Annotated in this window: 20 protein-coding genes and 1 riboswitch; of the genes, 7 read left to right on the top strand and 13 right to left on the bottom strand. The window is 68.7% G+C overall.

Annotated features, from left to right (window positions below; all coding sequences use genetic code 11):
- Positions 1 to 48: 48 nt before the first annotated feature.
- The 5 genes from IEV93_RS13130 to IEV93_RS13110 all read right to left on the bottom strand — a co-directional run bounded on the left by IEV93_RS13130 (position 49) and on the right by IEV93_RS13110 (position 3,499).
- Positions 49 to 1,026 carry an ROK family protein gene (locus IEV93_RS13130; protein WP_188490120.1) on the bottom strand — a complete coding sequence of 326 codons (978 nt, stop codon included), beginning with the start codon at positions 1,024 to 1,026 and terminating at the stop codon, positions 49 to 51.
- Positions 1,023 to 1,385: a hypothetical protein gene (locus IEV93_RS13125; RefSeq protein WP_188490119.1), complete on the bottom strand. Its 363-nt coding sequence runs from the start codon at positions 1,383 to 1,385 to the stop codon at positions 1,023 to 1,025. The genes IEV93_RS13130 and IEV93_RS13125 overlap by 4 nt, the downstream gene beginning before the upstream one ends.
- 78 nt (positions 1,386 to 1,463) lie before the next feature.
- Positions 1,464 to 2,630 (bottom strand): ArsA family ATPase, encoded by a 1,167-nt coding sequence (locus IEV93_RS13120; protein ID WP_188490118.1) that lies wholly within the window; start codon positions 2,628 to 2,630, stop codon positions 1,464 to 1,466.
- Positions 2,631 to 2,653: 23 nt separating this feature from the next.
- On the bottom strand, positions 2,654 to 3,091 hold the full coding sequence (locus IEV93_RS13115) for an SRPBCC family protein (protein WP_188490117.1): 438 nt from the start codon (positions 3,089 to 3,091) through the stop codon (positions 2,654 to 2,656).
- 6 nt (positions 3,092 to 3,097) lie between these two features.
- Complete coding sequence (locus IEV93_RS13110; RefSeq protein ID WP_188490116.1) at positions 3,098 to 3,499, bottom strand: hypothetical protein; 402 nt, start codon at positions 3,497 to 3,499, stop codon at positions 3,098 to 3,100.
- A gap of 151 nt (positions 3,500 to 3,650) precedes the next feature.
- Here IEV93_RS13110 and IEV93_RS13105 point away from each other — a divergent pair, with 151 nt between their 5' ends.
- A complete protein-coding gene (locus tag IEV93_RS13105) occupies positions 3,651 to 5,459 on the top strand; it encodes an AMP-dependent synthetase/ligase (RefSeq protein ID WP_188490115.1) in 1,809 nt (602 codons plus the stop codon).
- 12 nt (positions 5,460 to 5,471) lie between these two features.
- Here IEV93_RS13105 and IEV93_RS13100 read toward each other — a convergent pair whose 3' ends face one another.
- The 5 genes from IEV93_RS13100 to IEV93_RS13080 all read right to left on the bottom strand — a co-directional run bounded on the left by IEV93_RS13100 (position 5,472) and on the right by IEV93_RS13080 (position 10,359).
- Positions 5,472 to 6,590: a glycosyltransferase family 4 protein gene (locus IEV93_RS13100; protein WP_188490584.1), complete on the bottom strand. Its 1,119-nt coding sequence runs from the start codon at positions 6,588 to 6,590 to the stop codon at positions 5,472 to 5,474.
- An 8-nt stretch (positions 6,591 to 6,598) separates the two neighbouring features.
- On the bottom strand, positions 6,599 to 7,918 hold the full coding sequence (locus IEV93_RS13095) for a hypothetical protein (RefSeq protein ID WP_188490114.1): 1,320 nt from the start codon (positions 7,916 to 7,918) through the stop codon (positions 6,599 to 6,601).
- 50 nt (positions 7,919 to 7,968) lie between these two features.
- Positions 7,969 to 8,985, bottom strand: a complete 1,017-nt coding sequence (locus tag IEV93_RS13090; protein WP_188490583.1) for a C40 family peptidase — start codon at positions 8,983 to 8,985, stop codon at positions 7,969 to 7,971.
- 234 nt (positions 8,986 to 9,219) lie between these two features.
- Positions 9,220 to 9,807, bottom strand: a complete 588-nt coding sequence (locus tag IEV93_RS13085) for a C40 family peptidase (protein WP_188490113.1) — start codon at positions 9,805 to 9,807, stop codon at positions 9,220 to 9,222.
- Positions 9,808 to 9,823: 16 nt separating this feature from the next.
- Positions 9,824 to 10,024: riboswitch (cyclic di-AMP (ydaO/yuaA leader) on the bottom strand.
- A 110-nt stretch (positions 10,025 to 10,134) separates the two neighbouring features.
- The gene (locus IEV93_RS13080) at positions 10,135 to 10,359 is read right to left on the bottom strand and encodes a hypothetical protein (RefSeq protein WP_188490112.1); all 225 of its coding nucleotides are present in this window, start codon (positions 10,357 to 10,359) and stop codon (positions 10,135 to 10,137) included.
- Between the two features lie 243 nt (positions 10,360 to 10,602).
- Between IEV93_RS13080 and IEV93_RS13075 the strand changes: the two genes are divergently transcribed.
- Entirely contained in the window at positions 10,603 to 12,441 is a 1,839-nt protein-coding gene (locus tag IEV93_RS13075; protein ID WP_188490111.1) for a DEDD exonuclease domain-containing protein, read from the top strand.
- Positions 12,442 to 12,500: 59 nt separating this feature from the next.
- Positions 12,501 to 12,776 (top strand): Lrp/AsnC family transcriptional regulator, encoded by a 276-nt coding sequence (locus IEV93_RS13070; RefSeq protein ID WP_188490110.1) that lies wholly within the window; start codon positions 12,501 to 12,503, stop codon positions 12,774 to 12,776.
- A gap of 41 nt (positions 12,777 to 12,817) precedes the next feature.
- Here the strand turns inward: IEV93_RS13070 and trpD are convergent, their stop codons facing one another.
- Together trpD and IEV93_RS13060 are read right to left on the bottom strand one after the other, a co-directional pair.
- Positions 12,818 to 13,879, bottom strand: coding sequence for an anthranilate phosphoribosyltransferase (gene trpD / locus IEV93_RS13065; protein WP_188490109.1), 1,062 nt, complete (start codon positions 13,877 to 13,879; stop codon positions 12,818 to 12,820).
- A 74-nt stretch (positions 13,880 to 13,953) separates the two neighbouring features.
- Positions 13,954 to 14,451 (bottom strand): hypothetical protein, encoded by a 498-nt coding sequence (locus tag IEV93_RS13060; protein WP_229705080.1) that lies wholly within the window; start codon positions 14,449 to 14,451, stop codon positions 13,954 to 13,956.
- Positions 14,452 to 14,531: 80 nt separating this feature from the next.
- On the opposite strand from IEV93_RS13060, the gene ctaE reads away from it, so the two are divergent.
- The 4 genes from ctaE to qcrB all read left to right on the top strand — a co-directional run bounded on the left by ctaE (position 14,532) and on the right by qcrB (position 18,985).
- The gene (ctaE, locus tag IEV93_RS13055; protein WP_188490107.1) at positions 14,532 to 15,143 is read left to right on the top strand and encodes an aa3-type cytochrome oxidase subunit III; all 612 of its coding nucleotides are present in this window, start codon (positions 14,532 to 14,534) and stop codon (positions 15,141 to 15,143) included.
- A 67-nt stretch (positions 15,144 to 15,210) separates the two neighbouring features.
- A complete protein-coding gene (qcrC, locus tag IEV93_RS13050) occupies positions 15,211 to 16,131 on the top strand; it encodes a cytochrome bc1 complex diheme cytochrome c subunit (protein WP_188490106.1) in 921 nt (306 codons plus the stop codon).
- 41 nt (positions 16,132 to 16,172) lie between these two features.
- The gene (gene qcrA / locus IEV93_RS13045) at positions 16,173 to 17,363 is read left to right on the top strand and encodes a cytochrome bc1 complex Rieske iron-sulfur subunit (RefSeq protein ID WP_229705172.1); all 1,191 of its coding nucleotides are present in this window, start codon (positions 16,173 to 16,175) and stop codon (positions 17,361 to 17,363) included.
- A complete protein-coding gene (gene qcrB, locus IEV93_RS13040) occupies positions 17,360 to 18,985 on the top strand; it encodes a cytochrome bc1 complex cytochrome b subunit (protein WP_188490104.1) in 1,626 nt (541 codons plus the stop codon). Before qcrA ends, qcrB begins: the two co-directional genes overlap by 4 nt.
- A 240-nt stretch (positions 18,986 to 19,225) precedes the next feature.
- On the opposite strand, the gene IEV93_RS13035 is transcribed toward qcrB, so the two are convergent.
- Positions 19,226 to 19,789 carry a GNAT family N-acetyltransferase gene (locus IEV93_RS13035; protein WP_188490103.1) on the bottom strand — a complete coding sequence of 188 codons (564 nt, stop codon included), beginning with the start codon at positions 19,787 to 19,789 and terminating at the stop codon, positions 19,226 to 19,228.
- Positions 19,790 to 19,805 lie beyond the last annotated feature (16 nt).

Raw genomic sequence — 19,805 nt, 5'->3', positions numbered from 1 at the left:
CCAGCAACTCCGATCGACCCGATGTGCCAACGCATTTCTCGTGTGACTCTACCCACCGGCGGTCGGCGCGGGCACCCTGCGCAGATCACTGCGGGCGATGTCGGCCGCACCGATCATCCCGGCCGCCTCGCCCAGCTGCGTTCCGCGGATCCGCGCCAGCCGTCGGTGCCCGGATCCGGTGAGCATCGCGCCGTAGTGTTCGCGTGCCTCGTCGAGGAACAGACCACTCGACGCGCCGACGCCGCCGGCCAGCACGATGAGGTCGGGATCGAAGATGTCGCCGATCATGGCCAGCCCCTGACCGAGCCACCGTGCGAACTCGGCGACCGCGGCCACGCCGACCGGGTCTCCGTCGGCCGCCGCCGCGGACACGCGCCGCCCGGTCAACGAACCGGGGTCCTCTGCGGTCTCCCGTGCCAACAGGCTGGACCGATAGGCGCCGTCGGCGACCAGTTCCACCACGCTGTCCACGAGTGCGGTGCCGCTGCAATACCGTTCCCAGCAGCCGAACTTGCCGCACGAGCACACCCGACCGCCAGGCACGACGCACAGGTGCCCGAGCTCGGGCGCGACGCCGTGGCTGCCGCGGTAGAGGCGCCCCTCGAGCAGCAGTCCGGCACCGATGCCGGTTCCGATGGCCAGCACCAGGGTGTTGTGGCCGCCGCCGGCGGCGCCGAAGCGGCGTTCGGCGACCGCGGCCGCGTTCGCGTCGTGCTCGAGGGAGACCGGCAGCCCGATCCGTGCACTCATCTCCGCGCCAACTGCGACCTCACGCCACGGCAGGTGTGGGGAGAACCGGATCATCGACCGGTCCGGGGTCAGGAAACCCGCCACCGCCAGGCCGACCGCCTCGACCGGCCACCGAGAGCGGAGTTCTGCGACGAGGCGGTCGAGACACTTCTCCAGGGCCGGTGCGGTGGGCGGTGTCTGCGCCCGCACCTTGTCGAGGATCTCGCCGCGTGCGTCGACCACGGCGGCGCGGATACTCGTGCCACCGATGTCTATGCCGATCGTGTGCGTGGTCACCACTGCGGTTCGCCCATCTCCACCTCGACCGCGATGGGTTGGAATCCGGTGGCCGGCCGGGTCGGATGTCCCGGAGCGCTGCGACCGCGGGCACCCATCGCCTCGTCGAGGGCGGCCGAGATGGCCTCGAGCACCGCGATGATCGCCGCGATGATGTTGGTGGCGAACTCCCCGATCTCGGTGATCACCGTGTCGACGGTCGCGCGGATCGCCGGTCCGAGATCGGCGGAACCGCCCTCGCGGGGGTCACGGTCGCTGATCACGGTGGCGGCGAACTGCTCCACCCGCTCGAGGAGTCCGAGGACGAGAGTGCGCACCGGATCCGCGTCGGGGGTGTCGCCCCCGGCACTGTCGGACATCATCACTCCCCTCCGATCGCTGTCGTCATCATGTCGTGCCTACTCGCAGGCACCTCGACTCCGGCGCTAGCGGGCGCCCTACTCCCCGTCGACCTCGGGGTCGTGGCGAGGCCAGACCCGCGGATCGGGCTGGAATCGGATGTTCAGCATCCCATCCTCCCATCGTGCGTCGCGCACCGAACACCGGCGCAGCACCGAGGGCAGCGGGACACGGTGCCGGAAGCCGCTGACCGTCACCAGCAGGTCGTCCCCGGAGCGCCCCAGCGCGAGGGTGCGCGGATCCGGGAGCGGCTGGCGCCACCGGAGACGGTAGACCGCGGACAGTCCAGAACCCGAGAGCCGGTCGACCTCAGCGGCACGCGACCCGGCCTGCGGTCCGGGCGCGTCGGAGAAGTCGACCCCGATCTTGCGCAGTGCGGCAACCGTGCGCGGCGGCGACGAGAGCAGCTGCGCGACAACCGTTGTCAGGTCGGGATGGTCGCGTGCGAGTTCGGCGTCGAGCGCATCGTCGTCCCCGGGGCGTCCGGCGCCGGGGTTACCGATCAGCGACGACGTGGAGATCCCCATGAGCGCGAGCACCGCGAGGTGTCGCTGCGCCATCTCACGCCCGTGGACGCCCGGGGGCACCACCAGGTGCGCGTGGACACATGTCGGGTCGACGAGCAGACCGATGATGTCCTCGCAGTCGGCGACGAGGGCGTCGACCACGGCCGCGGCCCCGGTCAACTTCGGGTTCTCCGATGCGCCCGCCAGTCGACGGTGTCGGGGCCAGATCTTCTCCAGGTACCCGGCGACGAGCTCGGCGACCCCGAGGAACGCCACCGCGTCCACACTGCCCGAGCAGTCCACGACGACCCGTTCCCAGGCACCGGAGACGGCCTCGTCGCGGATACGGCGCCAGGCCAGCAGTTGTTCGATCCCAGGTAGACCGGTCAGCTCGTCGGGGTCGATCTCGCTGACCCCCGCCGCCGCGCCGCCGCCGGCCAGCGCCATCGGTCCGCGCAGGAGGGCCCACACGTCACCGAGCAGGGCCAGGGTGTCGATCTCGAGCAGACTCGCGCGCTGCGACACCGGGATCGGCTGTCCCGGCGTCGAATACACACCGAACACGCGGGACGCCTGACGGAACCGGTCCAGGGTGACGAGCAGTGTGCGACCGTCGGACCCGCCGTCACCCGAGCGCGGCGGGGCGACGGCCGCCGCGGCGGCGACCGTCGAGACGCCGGCCCCCCCTGGGCCGATCACGAGGTGGATGGGCGCGAGATCGATCAGCCTTCGACCCTCTTCTTGAGTTCTTTGAGCGCGGCGTCGGTGATGGCCTTCTCGGCCCGGCGCTTCAGGGCACCGATGATCGGGATCGCGAGGTCCACCATCAGTTCGTAGGTGACCTTGGTGGATCCGGACGCCTGCTGCACCAGCGAGTACCGGCCGTGCTGGGCGGTCTGCAGGTCACTGCTGACGAGATCCCATTCGACGGCGTTGCCGTCCGGGGTCCAGGTGTAGGACAGCTCGTAGGTGTCGCGCAGCACGCCGGCGTCGAGGGTGAACCGCACCTGCCTCGCCCGCCTGCCGTCGCCGGGATCGATGATCTCCACCTTGTTCGCCGCCGACACCCACTCCGGGTAGCGGTCGAAGTCGGCGATAACCGACATGATCGCGTCCGCGTCGGCGTTGATGACGATGGACTGCTCGGTTCTGTCTGCCATCGGACCTCAGTTCCTCCCCGCAGCCGGGTCGCCGATCGAACGGCCGGCCTCGAGACGATTCTTGACCTCGGTCGACATGACCCGCCCGGCCACCCTGCGATCGTGATTCAGGTGTGCCAACCGGTCGCCGAGTGCGCGACCGCCGCTGGGCAGTATCTCATCGGGTTCGGCGTGCAGGAAGTAGTGCAGGACGAACCCGTCGAGAACGGCCTGGCACCACACCTCCATCGTGCCGACCACACCCCCGGCGACCGTCCACCGGAAGCCCTGCTCGGCGCGGTCCTCGACCACCGACAGCGTCAGATCGGGCCACCAGCGCCGCCAGTGCGCCCGATCGCCGAGGACCTCACGCACCGCGTGGGGTGACGCGGCGACGAAGGTCTCGTCCGCGACCTGGATGCTGCTCACCGCACTAGCTTCACACACCGACCGTCCGCGTCGTACACGCTCCCGCGGCGACCGGCGTCGTCCACCTCGCCCCGGTGGCACCCCGGCGAGGCTTAGGCTTGCGGTCAGGGCCGATCGCGGCCTGTCTGCCATCGCAACCATGGAGGTCGGCATGCGCGAACACAGCGTGCCCGCGACATTCGAGATCAGCCCGGATGACCACTGCGGAAACATCATCGTCGACATCGCCGGGAAAGATCCCGACCAGGTGGTGTTTCGGGTCGCCGACGGGTCCGACTGGAAGCCGCTGACGGCGAAGGATCTGACCGCGCAGATCGATGCCGTGGCCAAAGGCCTTGTCGCACAGGGCGTGGCAGCCGGCGATCGGGTCGCGCTGCTGTCGTCGACGCGGCCGGAGTGGTCCATCATCGACTTCGCCATCTGGTCGGCGGGCGCGGTGACGGTGCCCATCTACGACTCGTCCTCGGGCGGACAGATCGACTGGATCCTGCAGGACTCCGAGGCGACCGCCCTGATCATCGAGAACGACGAGCACCGTTCCATCGTGGAGGATCTCGAGCACGGCCTGTCCTCGGTGCGTCGGATCTATCAGATCGACGGGCCCGCCGGTTCCGACGGTGCGGTCGCCGAGCTCACCGAGCAGGGCGCCGATGTCGACGCCGACGAGATCACCGCGCGCCGATCCGGTGTCACCTCGTCGGATCCGGCCACCCTGATCTACACCTCGGGGACGACCGGTCGACCCAAGGGCTGCATGCTGACCCACTCGAACCTGCTCAGCGAGACCGCGGCGGTCCTGCAGTCCGATCTGCGCGAACTGCTCCAACCCGGCTCGCGGACCCTGATGTTCCTGCCGATGGCCCATGTGTTGGCGCGCGCCATCACGATCGTCGCGATCCAGAGCGGCACCGAAGTGGGCTTCACCAGCGACATCCCGAAGTTGGTGGCGCACTTCGGCGAATTCCGTCCCGACTTCATCCTGTCGGTGCCCCGCGTGTTCGAGAAGGTCTACAACACCGCGCGCCAGAACTCCGGGGGCGGGCCACGCGAGAAGCTCTTCGACGCCGCGGCCGACACCGCCGTCGAGTACAGCCGCGCCCTCGACAACGGGGGCCCGGGACTCCTCCTGCGGGGCCGGCACGCCGCGTTCGACCGGCTCGTCTACTCCAAGCTCCGCGACGCCCTCGGCGGACGGTGTCGCCTGGCCATCTCCGGCGGTGCGCCGCTCGGGGAACGTCTGGGGCACTTCTACCGCGGTATGGGTGTGCCGATCTGCGAAGGCTACGGACTGACCGAGACGACCGCGGCGTTCTCGGTCAACACACCCGACGCGCAGCGCATCGGTACCGTTGGGAAGCCGTTGGGCGGCAACACCGTACGCATCGCCGAGGATGGCGAGGTCATGCTGTCCGGCGGCGTCGTCTTCGACGGCTACTGGCGAAACCAGGAGGCCACCGACGAGGCGCTGACCGACGGATGGTTCCACACCGGCGACCTCGGCAGCGTCGACGACGACGGCTACATCACCATCAGCGGCCGCAAGAAGGAACTCATCGTCACCGCGGGCGGCAAGAACGTCTCCCCCGCCGGCATCGAGGACGCGATGCGCTCGGAACCACTGGTGTCACAGGCGATGCTGGTGGGCGACGGTCGCCCGTTCATCGGAGCGCTCGTCACGATCGACCCGGACGAGTTCTCGAAGTGGAAGTCCGGTGCGGGCAAGTCGGACTCGGCGCAGGTCGCCGACCTCGTCGACGATCCCGATCTGCGCGAGGTCATCTCGGCGGCGGTCGAGAAGGCCAACCGCACCGTGTCCCACGCCGAGGGTGTCAAGAAGTTCCGGATCCTGCCCGAGGACTTCACCGAGTCCTCCGGCGAGATGACCCCCACGATGAAGATGAAGCGATCGGTCATCACCGACAAGTTCTCCGACGAGATAGAGGCGCTGTACGGCCGCTGAGTCTCCCCTGCGCTACAGCAGGGTCGCGAGCCGTCGGGCCATCGACCGCCACTGCCAGTTCTCGACGACCCACTCGCGCCCGGCCGCACCCATGGCTGCGGCGCGAGCGGGGTCGGCGAGGATGTCGGCGACGGTGCCTGCGACCGCGGCGACGTCGCGTCCGTCGACGACCTCACCGGTCACCCCGCGGCGCACGGTCTCCGGCGCACCGCCGGATGTTCCGGCGACCACCGGTATCCCACTGGCCGAGGCCTCGAGGTAGACGATGCCGAACCCCTCGACGTCGAGCCCGCGTCCGCGGGTGCGCGCGGGCATGGCGAAGACGTCGGCGGCCGCGTGGTACGCCGGTACGTCGTCCGAGTCGACCGAGCCGGTCAGGATGACGTGATCGGCGACGCCTGCGTGCAGCGCGCGTCGTTGCAACTCCTCGCGATACGGCCCACCTCCGACGATGAGCAACCGGGCGCCCGGGACCCGCTCCCGAATCGCGGGAAGGGCGTCGATCAACACGTCCTGCCCCTTGCGGGGCACCAGTCGCGACAGACACAGGATCACCGGGGCGTCGCCGAGATCATGCCGCTCCCGGATCCGGTTGCGTGAGTCCGGGTTCGGGGCGAAGCGCACGGTGTCCACACCCGGTGGCACATGCTCGAGTGCGGCATCGGCCCCGAAGGCGGCGGCGAACCGTCCACGGGTGTAGGTGCTGACGAACGTGACCACGTCGGCATGGGTGCCGATGTGTCGCAGGGTCTGGCGGGCCGCGGGCAGCATGGACCATCCCACCTCGTGACCGTGGGTACTGGCCACCACGCGACGCGCCCCCGCCGCCCGCACCGCGGGGGCGAGCACCGCGAGCGGTGCGGCCGCGCCGAACCAGACGGTGTCGATGGCGTGGGAACGCACGAGCGCAGCGGCACGGCGTGCGACGAACGGGGTGGGGAGCATCAGTCCCGTGCGGTGGCGGACGACCTCATAGGGTTGCGCGCTGTCGAAGGCGGCGTCCCCACGCCAACGGGGTGCATAGACGGTGATCTGCCCGGCGGGGAGTCGGTCGACCAGATTCTGCAGATACGACTGGATTCCGCCGGGGCGCGGCGGAAAATCGTTGGTGATCAACAACGTCCGGTGCATCACCGGAGTCACGATAGGCGAACCTGCTCGGTCAACCACGTCCGCCATCCCGCCAGCACCGTGGAACCGGGCGCACCGAGTTGAGACTGCATCGCGGCGGCCTGCGCGGCCGCGGTGCTGGGGCCGGTGGCGAGGGCCAGGTAGAGCGAACGGAGCTTCGCGTCGCCGTATTCACCCGCGACGTAGGCGGCGAACGACCAGGCGCTCTGATACGCGATCGGCGCCTGTGGACCGGAGACCGTGAAGGCCGCGTCGGTCGGCAGCGCGGCAGGGGCGCCCCCGGCGGCGACCTGTGCCGCGAAGTCGGGAGCGGCGTCGGACAGACGCCGGTAGGTGCCCTTGCGCCCCACGTATTCCGCCACCCCTTCGGTGACCCATTTGGCCGAGGTGGGCGCGGTCTTGGTGCGGGCCGCGACGTGGGTCATCTCATGGCGCAGCACCACGTCGAGAGCGGGACCGGCCAGTCCGGTCACCGATCCCGGGGTGAACACGATCCGCTGCCCCTCGGTGAACCCGTCGACCGCATCGGCGGACGCGGAGACCGTCGCGGCGGCGGCCGCGCTCGAGTCGGCTCCCACACTGCCCGACAGGGCCGCGAACGCAGAGTTCGAGTCGGTCGCGATCAGCACCGCGCGCTGGGGCCACTGCGTGCCCCAGAAAGCGCTCACCGCCGCCACGGCACCGGGCAACGACGCCGTCAGTCGGGTGGCCAACGCAGCGCTGTCCGGGTATCCGAGGACGACCGACTCGCCGCCCGCGGTGGCCGCGCGCGTCGCCCGGACACCCGGGAAGTCCCAGAACTGGGGGGTGGGCGCCGGTTCACCCTGGATGGGCCCGGCGTCGCCGACGACCTTCCAGCTGTCGTCGTAGCGGGCCAGGACCAGAGGTCGGACGACATCGACGGGTGGTTCGTCGACACCGGCGAGCGCGTACTGCAACCCGACCGGTGCGATCCATGAATCGGAGCTGCCCTCGTCATCCAGACGCGTCTGGAGGTCGGTGGGCACGAGGACCTCGCCGAGGGCCGTCGTCCGATCGATCCGGTACCGGAACGTCGCCATGCCGGCGGCCTGGACGTTGATGGTCTGCTGCTCGAGCGACGCCCGGAACTCCGGTGTGGCCGCGGGATCGACGAGTGCGTCGACCGCGGCGGTGTCACCCGCGCGCTGAGCGGTGGTGAGCTTGTCGAGGGTGGCGAGGACCGAGGACTCGCGCTGGTCCTCGTAGACGTTGGCCTGCGAGGTGGGCCCCGCGTCCGGTTCCGCCGACGACCCGCAGCCCGCGAGGGTCACCGTGGCGGCGACCATGCCGACGGCGACGAGACGCATGCGCAACCGCCGGGCCGATCGCGTCGACCGAGGGAACCCGGACCGCACGGTCAGTATCGCCGGGCGGACTTGTAGGGCCCCGCCTCGTCGAGCGGGGCGACCTTGACCGGGACACCGAACGTGGATGCGTGCACCACGTAACCGTCGCCGATGTACATCCCGACGTGACTGGCGTCCGCGTAGTAGATCACCAGGTCACCTGGCTTCAGGTCGTCACGCGCCACGGGTGTTCCGCCGGCGAGCTGCGCCTCACTGGATCGGGGGAGGACCTTGCCCGCCTGCTTGTACGCCCACACCATCAGGCCGGAGCAGTCGAACTGTCCCGGCCCGGTGGCACCCCAGACGTACGGATCGCCGATGCGGGTGAGCGCCGCCGAGACGGCCACTGCCTCGGCCGCGGTTCCCTTGGCCACCAACGACGCATCGAAATCGATCACAGGGCCCCGCAGAGCGGCGAGCTGCTTCCCGGTGAGGGACTCGTACACCGCCTTGACCTGGACTATCTGCAGCTGCAGATCACTCTGCTTGGACTGGAGGTCCGCGCGGCGCTTGTCGACGGCGGCGACGGCGTCAGCTGCTCTGCGACCCGCGGCCGTGGCCGCGTCACGCGCCTTCGTCGCGGCCGAGCTGGCCGTCCGATAGGCCTTGAGGTCCCGCACGGTCTGACGGGACACCATCTCGAGTCCGGACATCTGATCGAGCAACGACTGCGGGGAGTCGGAGACGAGAACGGCGTAGAGCCGGTTGACCCGGGCGCCGCGGTAGCTGGCGCGGACGAGGCCGTCGACACGCCCCTGCAGTTCGTCGAGCCGGGTCGAGAGACCGTCGAGAGTCTTGGTCGCGGCTGCCACCCCGGCCTTGGACTCCGACACCGCGCGCCGCCCGGCGGCGAGCTGGATCTCCGCGTTGTGCATGGCCTCGGCGGATTTCTCGGCTTCGCGGCCGAGCGAGTTGTAGCGGGTCAGCAGCTGGTCGGGGCTGCGGGGCGAGGGGTCGGCGCCTGCGGACGATCCGAACCCCAGCGCGATGACGAGCGTGGTCAGCACCACCGACGTGAGCAGTCGCATGACCACTGCCGCTCGATTCACACGCACTTGGTCGATCCCCACTTCCACTGCACCCGATCCCACATCATCGACAAACCATCACTGCCGGGAACCGCCGACATCTCCAGCCATCCGACCATCGACGATCGTGGCGCGTGAACTCCCCCTCCGCCCACGGAAGGATATGCCGGGACGGGGAGCGATCTCGGCGTTTCCGACGATCTCGGATCGGACGTCGCGCATCGACGCCGACGGTCAGTAGCGACGTGCGCCGTAGAAGGACATGGAATCCAGGCTGGCCTTCTGGACCGGGACACCCTCGGTGGAGGAATGCACGATCTTGTTGTTGCCGATGTAGATACCGGCGTGCGATCCGCCGAGGAAGATGACCACGTCGCCGGGGCGCAGGTCCTTCTTGGCGACCGGCGTGCCGCCACCGAGCTGGCCGTAGCTGTCACGCGGGATGGTCTTGCCGGCCTGCTTGTAGGCCCAGTAGACGAGTCCGGAGCAGTCGAAGGCGGTCGGGCCCGCGGCGCCGTAGACATACGGCGAGCCGATACGGGTCAGCGCAGCCGATGCGGCGCGCTTGCCGGTCGCGCCCACGTTGCCGAACAGGTTCGGTGACGTCTGCGGTCCCTTCGGCTTGGACTTGAACTGCGGCGGCACCTGCTTCTCGGTGATGCCGGGGACCTCGAAGGTGCCGATGCCGGGGATGTTGACCGGTGCCGCGAGTGCCGGGCCGGCTCCCATGGCCACGGTGCCCAGGGCGATCGAGCCGGTGACCACGGCGTTGCGTGCTGTCTTCAGACCGGAGTTCGGCTGTTCCAAACGGTGTTTCGCCACGAAGCGAGTTCTCCTCTAGTTCTTCCTCAGCCGCCTACCGAGTTAGCTGTCGGATTCGGGCCGGAAGAGTGGCCCTACCCGCTTGCGCCTGCTGCCTCGCCCCGGATGACCGGGTCTTCGGCGGTGCGTGGCACAAGGGGGATTCACCCCGATCGGACGTGGTCCGAAGTGATGGTTCCCCGGTTCGTCCCGCAGGACGATTGAGCGGCGACCAGACGATCCGCTCCGTTGTGAAGCGGGTTACTCCGTAAGGTCTCGGAAAGGTTACGAAACGTCGCCCGCATCTGTCCACCGGGACACATCTTCGGTGCGTCGTGGTTCGAATCCTCAACTCGCGCGGAGTCTGCGCACGTTCTCGTGACCGTCGACTCCCTGACCACCGTGTTCCCGGACGATGGGCAGGTCGTGCGCGGACGCACCCACCATCCCGGCCGCGACGAAGGCGTCGATGGCGAGATGGAGACGATCGGCCTCTCGGGCTGCGGATGCGTCGGCGCCGATCGGGCCATCGGCACCGTTTATGGTGGTGGGGGCCGCGAAGAACACCGTCATCATGCATCCGTCGCAGGCACGGGGACGGCCTGGGCAGGTCCCGCAGTCGAGCTGCATTGTGATCTCCATCTCATTTACGAAGTTGCTGGAATCAACCGGCCCGAGGACCCGGTGCGAGCCCTCGAGGCTCTCGTCGGCGACGTTAACGACACCCTCCGACAACGCCCACCGGCGTCGAACCGCACGTCCCGACGCAGGTCTCGGGAATCAGGCGTGTCAGTCGGTCGAACTAGTGTTCGCCTCATGGGTCTCCCTGATCACCTTGACCTCGATGTTCACACCAGCACCACTGGCCTCGTGGGCACCACCGAGCCGAGCGTCGACGACGCCAGCGATCCGGCCGTACTCGGCACCCAGCTGTCGTTCGACACGATCGGCGACGCCGGCTTCGATCCCCCACTGTTCGAGACGACGTTCGTGATCGTCGACCTCGAGACCACGGGCGGCAGCGCCGCGACGGACCGCATCACCGAGATCGGGGCGGTCAAGGTGCGCGGCGGGGAGATCCTGGGCGAACTGGCGACGCTGGTCGACCCGGGACGGGCCATCCCCCAACACATCGTTGCGCTCACCGGTATCACCGAGGCGATGGTGTACCGGGCGCCCCGGATCGACGAGGTGCTGCCCGCCTTCCTCGAGTTCGCGCAGGGCTGCGTGCTCGTCGCGCACAACGCCGGCTTCGACATGTCCTTCCTGAGGGCGGCGGCGGCGGAGCTCGGGCACCCCTGGACGTTCCGGCGGGTGCTGTGCACGGTGAAGCTCGCCCGCAGGGTGCTCCCCCGCGACGAGGCACCGACGGTGAAGCTCTCCGCGCTGGCCCGACACTTCGCCGTCGCCACCACTCCCACGCACCGCGCCCTCGACGACGCACGGGCCACCGTGGAGGTCATGCACGCACTGTTCGAGCGGGTGGGCAACCTCGGAGTGCACAGCTACCGGGAGCTGATCGACTTCCTGCCGGGGCTGAGCACCGCGCAGCGCGCCAAACGGCAGATGACCGACCATCTGCCCGCCCGTCCGGGCGTCTACCTGTTCCGCGGCCCGTCCGGCGAGGTCCTCTACGTCGGGACCGCCGTCGACCTGCGACGCCGCACCCGGCAGTACTTCACCGGATCGGAGACCCGCGCCCGGATGCGCGAGATGGTGACGCTGGCGGTCTCGATCGATCACGTCGAGTGTGCTCATCGCCTCGAGGCGGGTGTCCGGGAGCTACGACTGCTGGCCGCGCACGCCCCGGCCTACAACCGTCGGTCGAAATCCCCGCACCGGGGGTGGTGGGTCTGCCTCACCGAGGAGCCGTTCCCCCGCCTCAAGGTCAGCCAGAACCCGACGACGGTCGCCGTCGGGCCGATCCGTGTCCGCGGAGACGCCGCCGCGGTGGCCGACCTCATCGCCACCGTCACCCGCCTGCGGTCGTGCACCCGTCGACTCTCCTCGAGCGCGGCCCACACCTGCACGGTCACCGCCGACGGTCGCCGCCCGGTCGGTGGCTGTCACGCGGCGTCGGACACCCCGGTCGACGCCGGCGGCTACACCCCGGCCGTCGAGCGGGCCACAGCCCTGATGACCGGAGACGACGACGCGCCGCTGCGGACCGTGCTCGACCGGCTGCACACGCTGGCGTCGGCGGAGATGTTCGAGACCGCTGCGCGGCTGCGTGATCGCCTCGCGGTCACCCTCGCCGGGTTGGAGCGGTGCCAACGCCTCACCGCCCTGTGTCGGATAGCGGAGCTCGTCGCCGCGAGACCGGACGGCAGCGGCGGATGGGAACTCGCGGTGATCCGCCACGGCCGACTCGCCAGCGCGGGTGTGGCCACGCGCGGGGTCGCACCGATGCAGGTGGCGCAGTCGTTGGCGCTCGCCGCGGAGACCGTGGTCCCCGGGCCGGGACCGTTGCGGGGCGCCGCCGCCGAGGAGGCCGCCCTCGTCTACGCCTGGCTGGTCACACCGGGATCCCGGATCGTCTGCAGCACAGCGCCGTTCATGCTGCCGGTGGCCGCCGCGGCGCGGTGGGGCGACTGGCGCCGGACCGTGGCGACCGCGCACGCCCGCTCGCGCGAGCTGGTGGCTCTCGCCGGCTGACGGACCGGTGCATCGCGGTTGGGACATCGCCCCGGGACGTCGGTGCATACAGTGGCCCGATGATCACGGCCATCGTCCTCATCACCGCCGACGTGCACACCATCCCCGAGACGGCCCAGGCGATCGCCGACGTCGACGGGGTCCGCGAGGTCTACTCCTGCGCCGGGGACGTCGATCTGATCGCGACGATCGCCGTCCGCGACCACGAACAGATCGCCGACGTGGTCACCGGCACCATCAACCGGATCGACGGCGTGCGTCACACGGCCACGCACATCGCGTTCAAGACCTACTCGAGCTCCGACATCGAGGACGGCTTCTCCATCGGCGAGTGATCTGCCTTTGACCACCCGCCGTCGACCATCCGACGTGGTGCTCAGCCCGTGATGCGCACCCAGCGGTCCAGGACCTCGGTCGCGGCACCGGAGTCGATCGCCTCGGACACGCGGGCGATCGCCGCGGTGAACCGCGCGTAGAGGTCGTCGTCGAACGCACCCGGGTCGAGTTCGACGGGCGTATCGCCGGCGAGGTCGTAGGCGACGATCGCGCCGGCCGCGTTGAGCAGCACCGCGTCTCGCACCGGACCGGTGGCGCCCGCGAAGGTCTCCCGGGCCACGCGTGCGTTGAAGACCGCGTCACCGCCGGTCAGAGCGCCCGGCGCGCACAGCGACAACCCGACGCGGGTGGGGTCGAACGACATCGCTCGCACGGTGCCCCCGTGGGCGAGCCAGATCGACGACGTCGTGGTCATGGTCAGCTCGTCGAGACCGTCGTCACCGCGGACGACGAGAACCGAGTTGCCTCGCTCGGCGAACGCATCGGCGATCACCGGCGCGAGGTCGGCGAACGCACAGCCGACGAGCCCACTGCGCGGCTGCGCCGGGTTCGTCAGCGGACCGAGGACGTTGAACACCGTCGGGATACCGATCTCCTTGCGCGGCGCACCGGCGAAGCGCAGTGCCGGGTGATAGACCGGCGCGAAGCAGAAACCGATGCCCGCCTGCGCCACCGACCGCGCCACGTCCTGCGCGCCCAGCCCGATGGCGACGCCCAGTTCTTCGAGCACGTCGGCGCCACCGCTGCGTGACGACGCGGACCGGTTGCCGTGTTTGATGACCGGCACGCCGGTCGCGGCGACGACGACCGAACTCATCGTGGAGATGTTGACGGTGTTGGACCGGTCCCCGCCGGTACCGACGATGTCCACGGCGTGTTGATCGAGGTGCACGCGCACCGCGTGCCCCAACATCGACGCGGCGAGACCGTTGAGTTCAGCGGCGACCGGGCCCTTCATCTTCATCGCGACCCCGAAGGCGGCGATCTGCGCGGCGGTCGCGTTGTCGGACATGATCTCGTTCATCACCCACCGGGCGTCGTCGGCCGAGAGATCCCGCCCGTCGACGAGGGTGCCCAGGATGTTCGGCCAGGTCGCGTCCATGGGAGTGCAGCGTATTCGTAGGCCGACGGGATCGGACATCCGAGTGCGGCGAGCCGACCCGGTCTGCGGCGAGCTCAGTGCGGCGGTCGCTGCAACACCTGCCAGCCGAGCACCGTCCCGTCGTGGCGCGCGCCGAGTCCGGCCATCCGAGAGCGTTCCTGCGAGCAGTGCAGAGCGTCGACGAGCTGTGGTCTGGCCAACCCCAACAGTGTGTGTTCGGCCACCCCGGTGGCCCCCGTTCCCGACACGCCCGCCCCCTGGGCGACCCCGCTGAGCCCGGAGACGTCGACCCGTTCGTAGCCGTCCTGGGCCGCGGTGGCGACGGCCTCGTCGACACGGCCCTCGGGAACGGTGAGGATGTGGCGCACCACGGCCTGCTCGGCGCTGCGCCATTGCGAGTCCTCCAGTACCGCTGAGCTGGCCGCGGAGTCGTCGAAGCTCTCCGCGACGACGATCAGATCGGGGTCGGCGGCGGTCAGTTCTGCGTCCGCCGAGCCCCCGCCGCCGAGACGTCCGAGCAGGCGCCGCACACGGCTGGTGGGAACCTCGTGTCCGTTGAGGTCTCGCGTCATGACCGTGCCTCTCATTTCCGTCGGAACTTTTTCCCGACCCGAGTAGTCATCAGATACTACGAACCGTCATACTTGATTTCGTGACTAGCGCTGCAGGTACCTCGGGCACAGCCATCACCTCGAGGGTGCACTCTCTGAACCGTCCCAACATGGTCAGTGTCGGCACCATCGTCTGGCTGTCCAGTGAGCTCATGTTCTTTGCGGGATTGTTCGCGATGTACTTCGTGGCACGAGCGAACTCCGGGGGTAACTGGCCCCCGGAGCCGACGGAGTTGAATCTCTTCCTCGCCATCCCGGTGACGGCGGTCCTGATCCTCTCGTCGGTGACCTGCCAGCTCGGCGTCTTCGCCGCCGAGCGCGGCGACGTCTTCGGCCTGCGCCGCTGGTACATCCTCACCTTCGTCATGGGGGCGTTCTTCGTCGCCGGACAGGGCTACGAGTACTACCACCTGGTGCACGAGGGCACGACGCTCTCCTCGAGCGCGTACGGCTCGGTGTTCTACATGGCGACCGGCTTCCACGGCCTGCACGTCATCGGCGGTCTCGTCGCGTTCATCTTCCTGCTGGTGCGAACCAAGCTCAGCAAGTTCACCCCCGCCCAGGCCACCGCGGCGATCGTGGTGTCGTACTACTGGCACTTCGTCGACATCGTGTGGGTCGGCCTGTTCGCCACCATCTACTTCATCCGGTGACCCACTCCGCCGCAGCCCGGTGGATCACGTCACCCGCTCCAATCAGCAACCATCAGAGAGAGCAGAGATGAGTTCTTCTCCCCCGCCCGTGCAGGCGGACGACTCGGCCGACCGGCCCGCTGTCGACACCGCGCGGACCGATCCCAAGCGGGCGAAATCCCGTCGCAAGCTCCGCAGGCGCGCCACCGGTGCCCTGCTCCTGCTCGCGGGCCTGCTCGTCGCGGGAGGACTCGCGACCGTCATCACGCCGTCGCCGCAGGTGGCCACGGCCGATGCGCAGACCAACGCCGCCCTGATCCAGGACGGCAAGAAGCTCTACGAGACGTCCTGCATCACCTGCCACGGTCGCAACCTCGACGGTGTCCAGGACCGCGGTCCCTCGCTGGTCGGTGTCGGTGACGCGTCGGTGTACTTCCAGGTCTCATCGGGCCGCATGCCCGCCGTCCGCGGCGAGGCCCAGGCCGCCCGCAAGCCACCGAAGTTCACCGAGGCACAGACCGATCAGCTCGGCGCCTACGTGCAGTCCGTCGGTGGCGGCCCCTCGGTGGTCTACGAACACAACACCGACGGCACCGTGAAGATGGAGGACGGCTACCCCGTCAAGGCACAGGGTGAGCTGCGCGGATCCGACATCGGACGCGGCAGCGAACTGTTCCGTCTGAACTGCGCCTCCTGCCACAACTTCACCGGTCGCGGCGGAGCGCTGTCCTCGGGCAAGTACGCGCCCACCCTGGACCCGGCCAACGAGCAGCAGATCTACACGGCCATGCTCACCGGCCCGCAGAACATGCCCAAGTTCTCCGATCGGCAGCTGACCGAGAACGAGAAGAAGGACATCATCGGCTACGTCAAGTACGCCAGTGAGACCAAGCCGCAGGGCGGCTACGCACTCGGCGGCTTCGGACCGGTGTCCGAGGGCATGGCCATGTGGGTTGTCGGAGTCATCGCGGTTGTCGCCGCAGCGATGTGGATTGGATCGCGATCATGAGTGACGCGCAGAAGCCGTCGGGTTCCGACGACGACGAGAAGATGACCCCCGACAAGGCCGAGGGCACGAAGAACCCGCCGTCGTTCACCCGTGACGAGCTCGACAAGATGTCCAACGACGACCTGGTCAAGCTCGGTACGAACCTCGACGGTGTCGAGATCATCTACCGCCGCGACCGGTTCGCCGAGCCCGGCACCAAGGCCGAGAAGCGCGCCGAGCGTTCGGTCGCCTTCTGGTTCGCCCTCGCCGGCATCCTGGCCGTCGCGTGCTTCGTGATCTTCCTGTTCAACCACTGGGAGTTCGTCCTGCCGGACGGCAAGAACTACTTCCTCTACACGCTGAACACACCGCTGTTGGGCATCACCTTCGGTGGATCGATCCTCGCCGTCGGCATCGGCCTGGTGCAGTTCACGAAGAAGTTCATCCCCGAGGAGATCTCGGTCCAGGACCGCCACGACGGCGGCTCCAACGACCTCGACAAGGCCACCACCGTGGCCCTGCTGAACAACGCCGGCGCCACCTCGACCATCGCGCGTCGCAAGCTGATCATCGGTTCGGCCGCCTTCGGTGTCGGGGCGTTTGCCCTCACCGGTGTGGTCGCTCTGCTCGGCGGCATCATCAAGAACCCGTGGGCCCAGGGCAAGGACTCCGTCCTGTGGCACACCGGCTGGTCGCCGATCTACAACGACCCGAAGTCGCCCAACGAGACGGTCTTCATCCGTCGCGACACCGGCGACCCGAGCCAGGTCGTCCTGGTCCGGCCCGAGGATCTCGACGCCGGCGCGATGGAGACGGTGTTCCCGTGGCGCGTGTCCGACGGCTTCGGCGAGACCGAGGAGTCGCGCGAGAAGCTCCACGCCGGTCTGCGGCTGGTCCGTAACCCGGTCATGTTGATCCGTCTGCGTCCGACCGACACCGCCAAGGTGATCAAGCGCAAGGGCCAGGAGAGTTTCAACTACGGCGACTACTTCGCCTACACGAAGGTCTGCTCGCACCTCGGGTGCCCGACCTCGCTCTACGAGCAGCAGACGAACCGCATTCTCTGCCCGTGCCACCAGAGTCAGTTCAACGCTCTGGAGTACGGCAAGCCGATCTTCGGACCGGCGGCACGCGCACTGGCGCAGTTGCCGATTACGGTGAACAATCAGGGATACATGGTTGCAGCAGGTGACTACATCGAGCCCGTCGGCCCCGCCTTCTGGGAGCGCGGCCAAGGTAAGGACAAGCCATGAGTGCTATCGCGGATCGCGCAGCGGTCCAAGCAGAGGGAGTCGACTCCCGCTACCACCTGGCCGCAGGCATGCGACGCCAGATCAACAAGGTCTTCCCGACGCACTGGTCGTTCCTGCTCGGTGAGATCGCTCTCTACAGCTTCGTGATCCTGCTCATCTCGGGTGTGTATCTGACGCTGTTCTTCGATCCGTCGATGGCAGAGGTCACCTACCACGGCTCGTACCAGCCGCTCAACGGCGTGGAGATGAGCAAGGCCTACGCAACGGCGCTCGACATCTCGTTCGACGTCCGCGGCGGTCTGTTCGTCCGTCAGATCCACCACTGGGCCGCGCTGCTGTTCGCCGCGTCGATCATCGTGCACATGGCGCGCATCTTCTTCACCGGTGCGTTCCGTCGTCCGCGTGAGGCCAACTGGGTCATCGGCTGCCTGCTCCTGCTGCTGGCGATGTTCGAGGGCTTCTTCGGATACTCGCTCCCCGACGACCTGCTCTCCGGTACCGGCGTCCGCGCCGCGATGTCGGGCATCGTCATGGGCATCCCGGTCGTCGGCACCTGGGTCCACTGGGCCCTGTTCGGTGGCGACTTCCCCGGCGAGATCATCATCCCGCGGCTCTACATCCTGCACGTGCTGCTGTTCCCCGGGATCATCCTCGCGCTGATCGGCGCCCACCTGGCGCTGGTCTGGTACCAGAAGCACACGCAGTTCCCCGGCCCCGGCCGCACCGAGAAGAACGTCGTGGGTGTCCGCATCCTCCCGGTCTTCGCCGTGAAGTCCGGCGCGTTCTTCGCCGTGACCTTCGGCATCCTCGCGATCATGTCCGGCGTGTTCCAGATCAACCCGATCTGGGTGCTCGGTCCGTACAACCCCGCGCACGTCTCGGCCGGATCCCAGCCCGACATCTACATGATGTGGACCGACGGCCTGGCCCGACTGATGCCGGCGTGGGAGATCTACTTCGGCAACTCGTACACGATCCCCGCGATCTTCTGGGTCGTCGCCATCATCGGTGTGATCATCACCGCGATGATCGCCTACCCGTGGATCGAGAAGCGGCTCACCGGTGACGACGCGCATCACAACCTGCTGCAGCGTCCGCGCGACGTCCCGGTCCGTACGGCGATCGGCTCGATGGCCCTGGCCTTCTACGCGGTCCTGACGCTGTCGTGCATGAACGACATCATCGCGCTGAAGTTCCACATCTCGCTCAACGCGACGACGTGGATGGGACGCATCGGACTGATCATCCTGCCGCCGCTGGCGTACTACATCGCCTACCGCTGGGCACTCGCACTGCAGCGCAGTGACCGTGCGGTCCTCGAGCACGGCATCGAGACCGGCATCATGAAGCGTCTCCCGCAGGGCGAGTACGTCGAGGTCCACCAGCCGCTCGGCCCGGTGGACGATCACGGACACCCGATCCCGCTCCCGTACCAGGGTGCGGCGCTCCCCAAGCGCATGAACAAGCTGGGGTCGGCCGGTTCGCCCGGCACCGGGTCGCTCATGGTCGCCGATTCACCCGAAGAGCAGAAGCGCAACGTGGAGCTCGAACGCGAAGCCCACGCCCAGGAGCACGAGGCCATCTCGAACCTCCAGGCAAAGGGCGGCAAGATGCTCGAGTAGCACTCGCCACTCGGCTCGAACCACAAACGGCCGGCGAACCCACACGGGTTCGCCGGCCGTTTCGTGTCGACCACTCCCCTCCCCCACCGTCACTTCGACCAGACGCCTGCGGACGTCGAGTGGGCGCCTACGGACAGCGACTGGGCGGCTGCGGACGTCGAGTGGGCGCCTACGGACAGCGACTGGGCGGCTGCGGACGTCGAGTGGGCGCCTACGGACAGCGACTGGGCGCCTACGGACTCACCAGGGATCCCCGCGGCGCGTATCAGCCGTCAGAGACGCCCTGAGATCGACGCTGCCGGACTCGATGGCCTCACCGAAGACCATCACCGCCCCGGCGTCGTCGGGTGTCATGGCGGACCCGTCCGGTCCTGCCACCAGCAGCGACCCGGCCCATGTCTGCCAGCCACGTCCGCGGTAGAGCGCCAGTCCCGCCGAGCTGGCCGCCAGGGCGCCGAAATCGTAGGCCGCGACGACGATCTCCTCGACGGAGGCCATCAGCAGACCGCCGATCCCCTGGCGCTGTGCGTCCGCGGACACCGCGACGGCCTCGACGTACCCGATGCGGTGTACGCGAGCGCCCACATGGACCTGTCGCTGCACAACGGCCGCGTGACCGACGACGGTGTCACCGATGCGGCAGATGACGTGCAGGCCGCCGAGGGCGTGATCCCAGTCGTCGTCGGAGAAGTCCTGTTCGAACGCGGCCACGAGCATGGCCCGGATCTCGTTGCGCTGCGCGGACGAGAGGTCCGCGGTGTGGACACGAGAAAGGGCAGGTGCTCGCGCACCTGCCCTTGTCATCGTGTCTGTGGAGAGA

Source organism: Williamsia phyllosphaerae, assembly GCF_014635305.1.
GTDB lineage: Bacteria > Actinomycetota > Actinomycetes > Mycobacteriales > Mycobacteriaceae > Williamsia_A > Williamsia_A phyllosphaerae.
The sequence above is the reverse complement of the archived record's forward strand: the minus strand, read 5'-3'. Positions and strand labels throughout refer to the sequence as shown.

Excerpts from the sequence above, each read along its gene's own strand:
- qcrB (WP_188490104.1), top strand. The coding sequence starts at position 17,360 with ATGAGTGCTATCGCGGATCGCGCAGCGGTCCAAGCAGAGGGAGTCGAC.
- IEV93_RS13090 (WP_188490583.1), bottom strand. The coding sequence starts at position 8,985 with ATGCGACTGCTCACGTCGGTGGTGCTGACCACGCTCGTCATCGCGCTG.
- IEV93_RS13125 (WP_188490119.1), bottom strand. The coding sequence starts at position 1,385 with ATGTCCGACAGTGCCGGGGGCGACACCCCCGACGCGGATCCGGTGCGC.
- IEV93_RS13080 (WP_188490112.1), bottom strand. The coding sequence starts at position 10,359 with ATGACGGTGTTCTTCGCGGCCCCCACCACCATAAACGGTGCCGATGGC.
- IEV93_RS13060 (WP_229705080.1), bottom strand. The coding sequence starts at position 14,451 with ATGACGCGAGACCTCAACGGACACGAGGTTCCCACCAGCCGTGTGCGG.
- IEV93_RS13105 (WP_188490115.1), top strand. The coding sequence starts at position 3,651 with ATGCGCGAACACAGCGTGCCCGCGACATTCGAGATCAGCCCGGATGAC.
- trpD (WP_188490109.1), bottom strand. The coding sequence starts at position 13,879 with ATGGACGCGACCTGGCCGAACATCCTGGGCACCCTCGTCGACGGGCGG.
- IEV93_RS13100 (WP_188490584.1), bottom strand. The coding sequence starts at position 6,590 with ATGCACCGGACGTTGTTGATCACCAACGATTTTCCGCCGCGCCCCGGC.
- qcrC (WP_188490106.1), top strand. The coding sequence starts at position 15,211 with ATGAGTTCTTCTCCCCCGCCCGTGCAGGCGGACGACTCGGCCGACCGG.
- IEV93_RS13095 (WP_188490114.1), bottom strand. The coding sequence starts at position 7,918 with ATGCGTCTCGTCGCCGTCGGCATGGTCGCCGCCACGGTGACCCTCGCG.
- qcrA (WP_229705172.1), top strand. The coding sequence starts at position 16,173 with ATGACCCCCGACAAGGCCGAGGGCACGAAGAACCCGCCGTCGTTCACC.
- IEV93_RS13115 (WP_188490117.1), bottom strand. The coding sequence starts at position 3,091 with ATGGCAGACAGAACCGAGCAGTCCATCGTCATCAACGCCGACGCGGAC.
- IEV93_RS13075 (WP_188490111.1), top strand. The coding sequence starts at position 10,603 with ATGGGTCTCCCTGATCACCTTGACCTCGATGTTCACACCAGCACCACT.
- IEV93_RS13035 (WP_188490103.1), bottom strand. The coding sequence starts at position 19,789 with ATGACAAGGGCAGGTGCGCGAGCACCTGCCCTTTCTCGTGTCCACACC.
- IEV93_RS13070 (WP_188490110.1), top strand. The coding sequence starts at position 12,501 with ATGATCACGGCCATCGTCCTCATCACCGCCGACGTGCACACCATCCCC.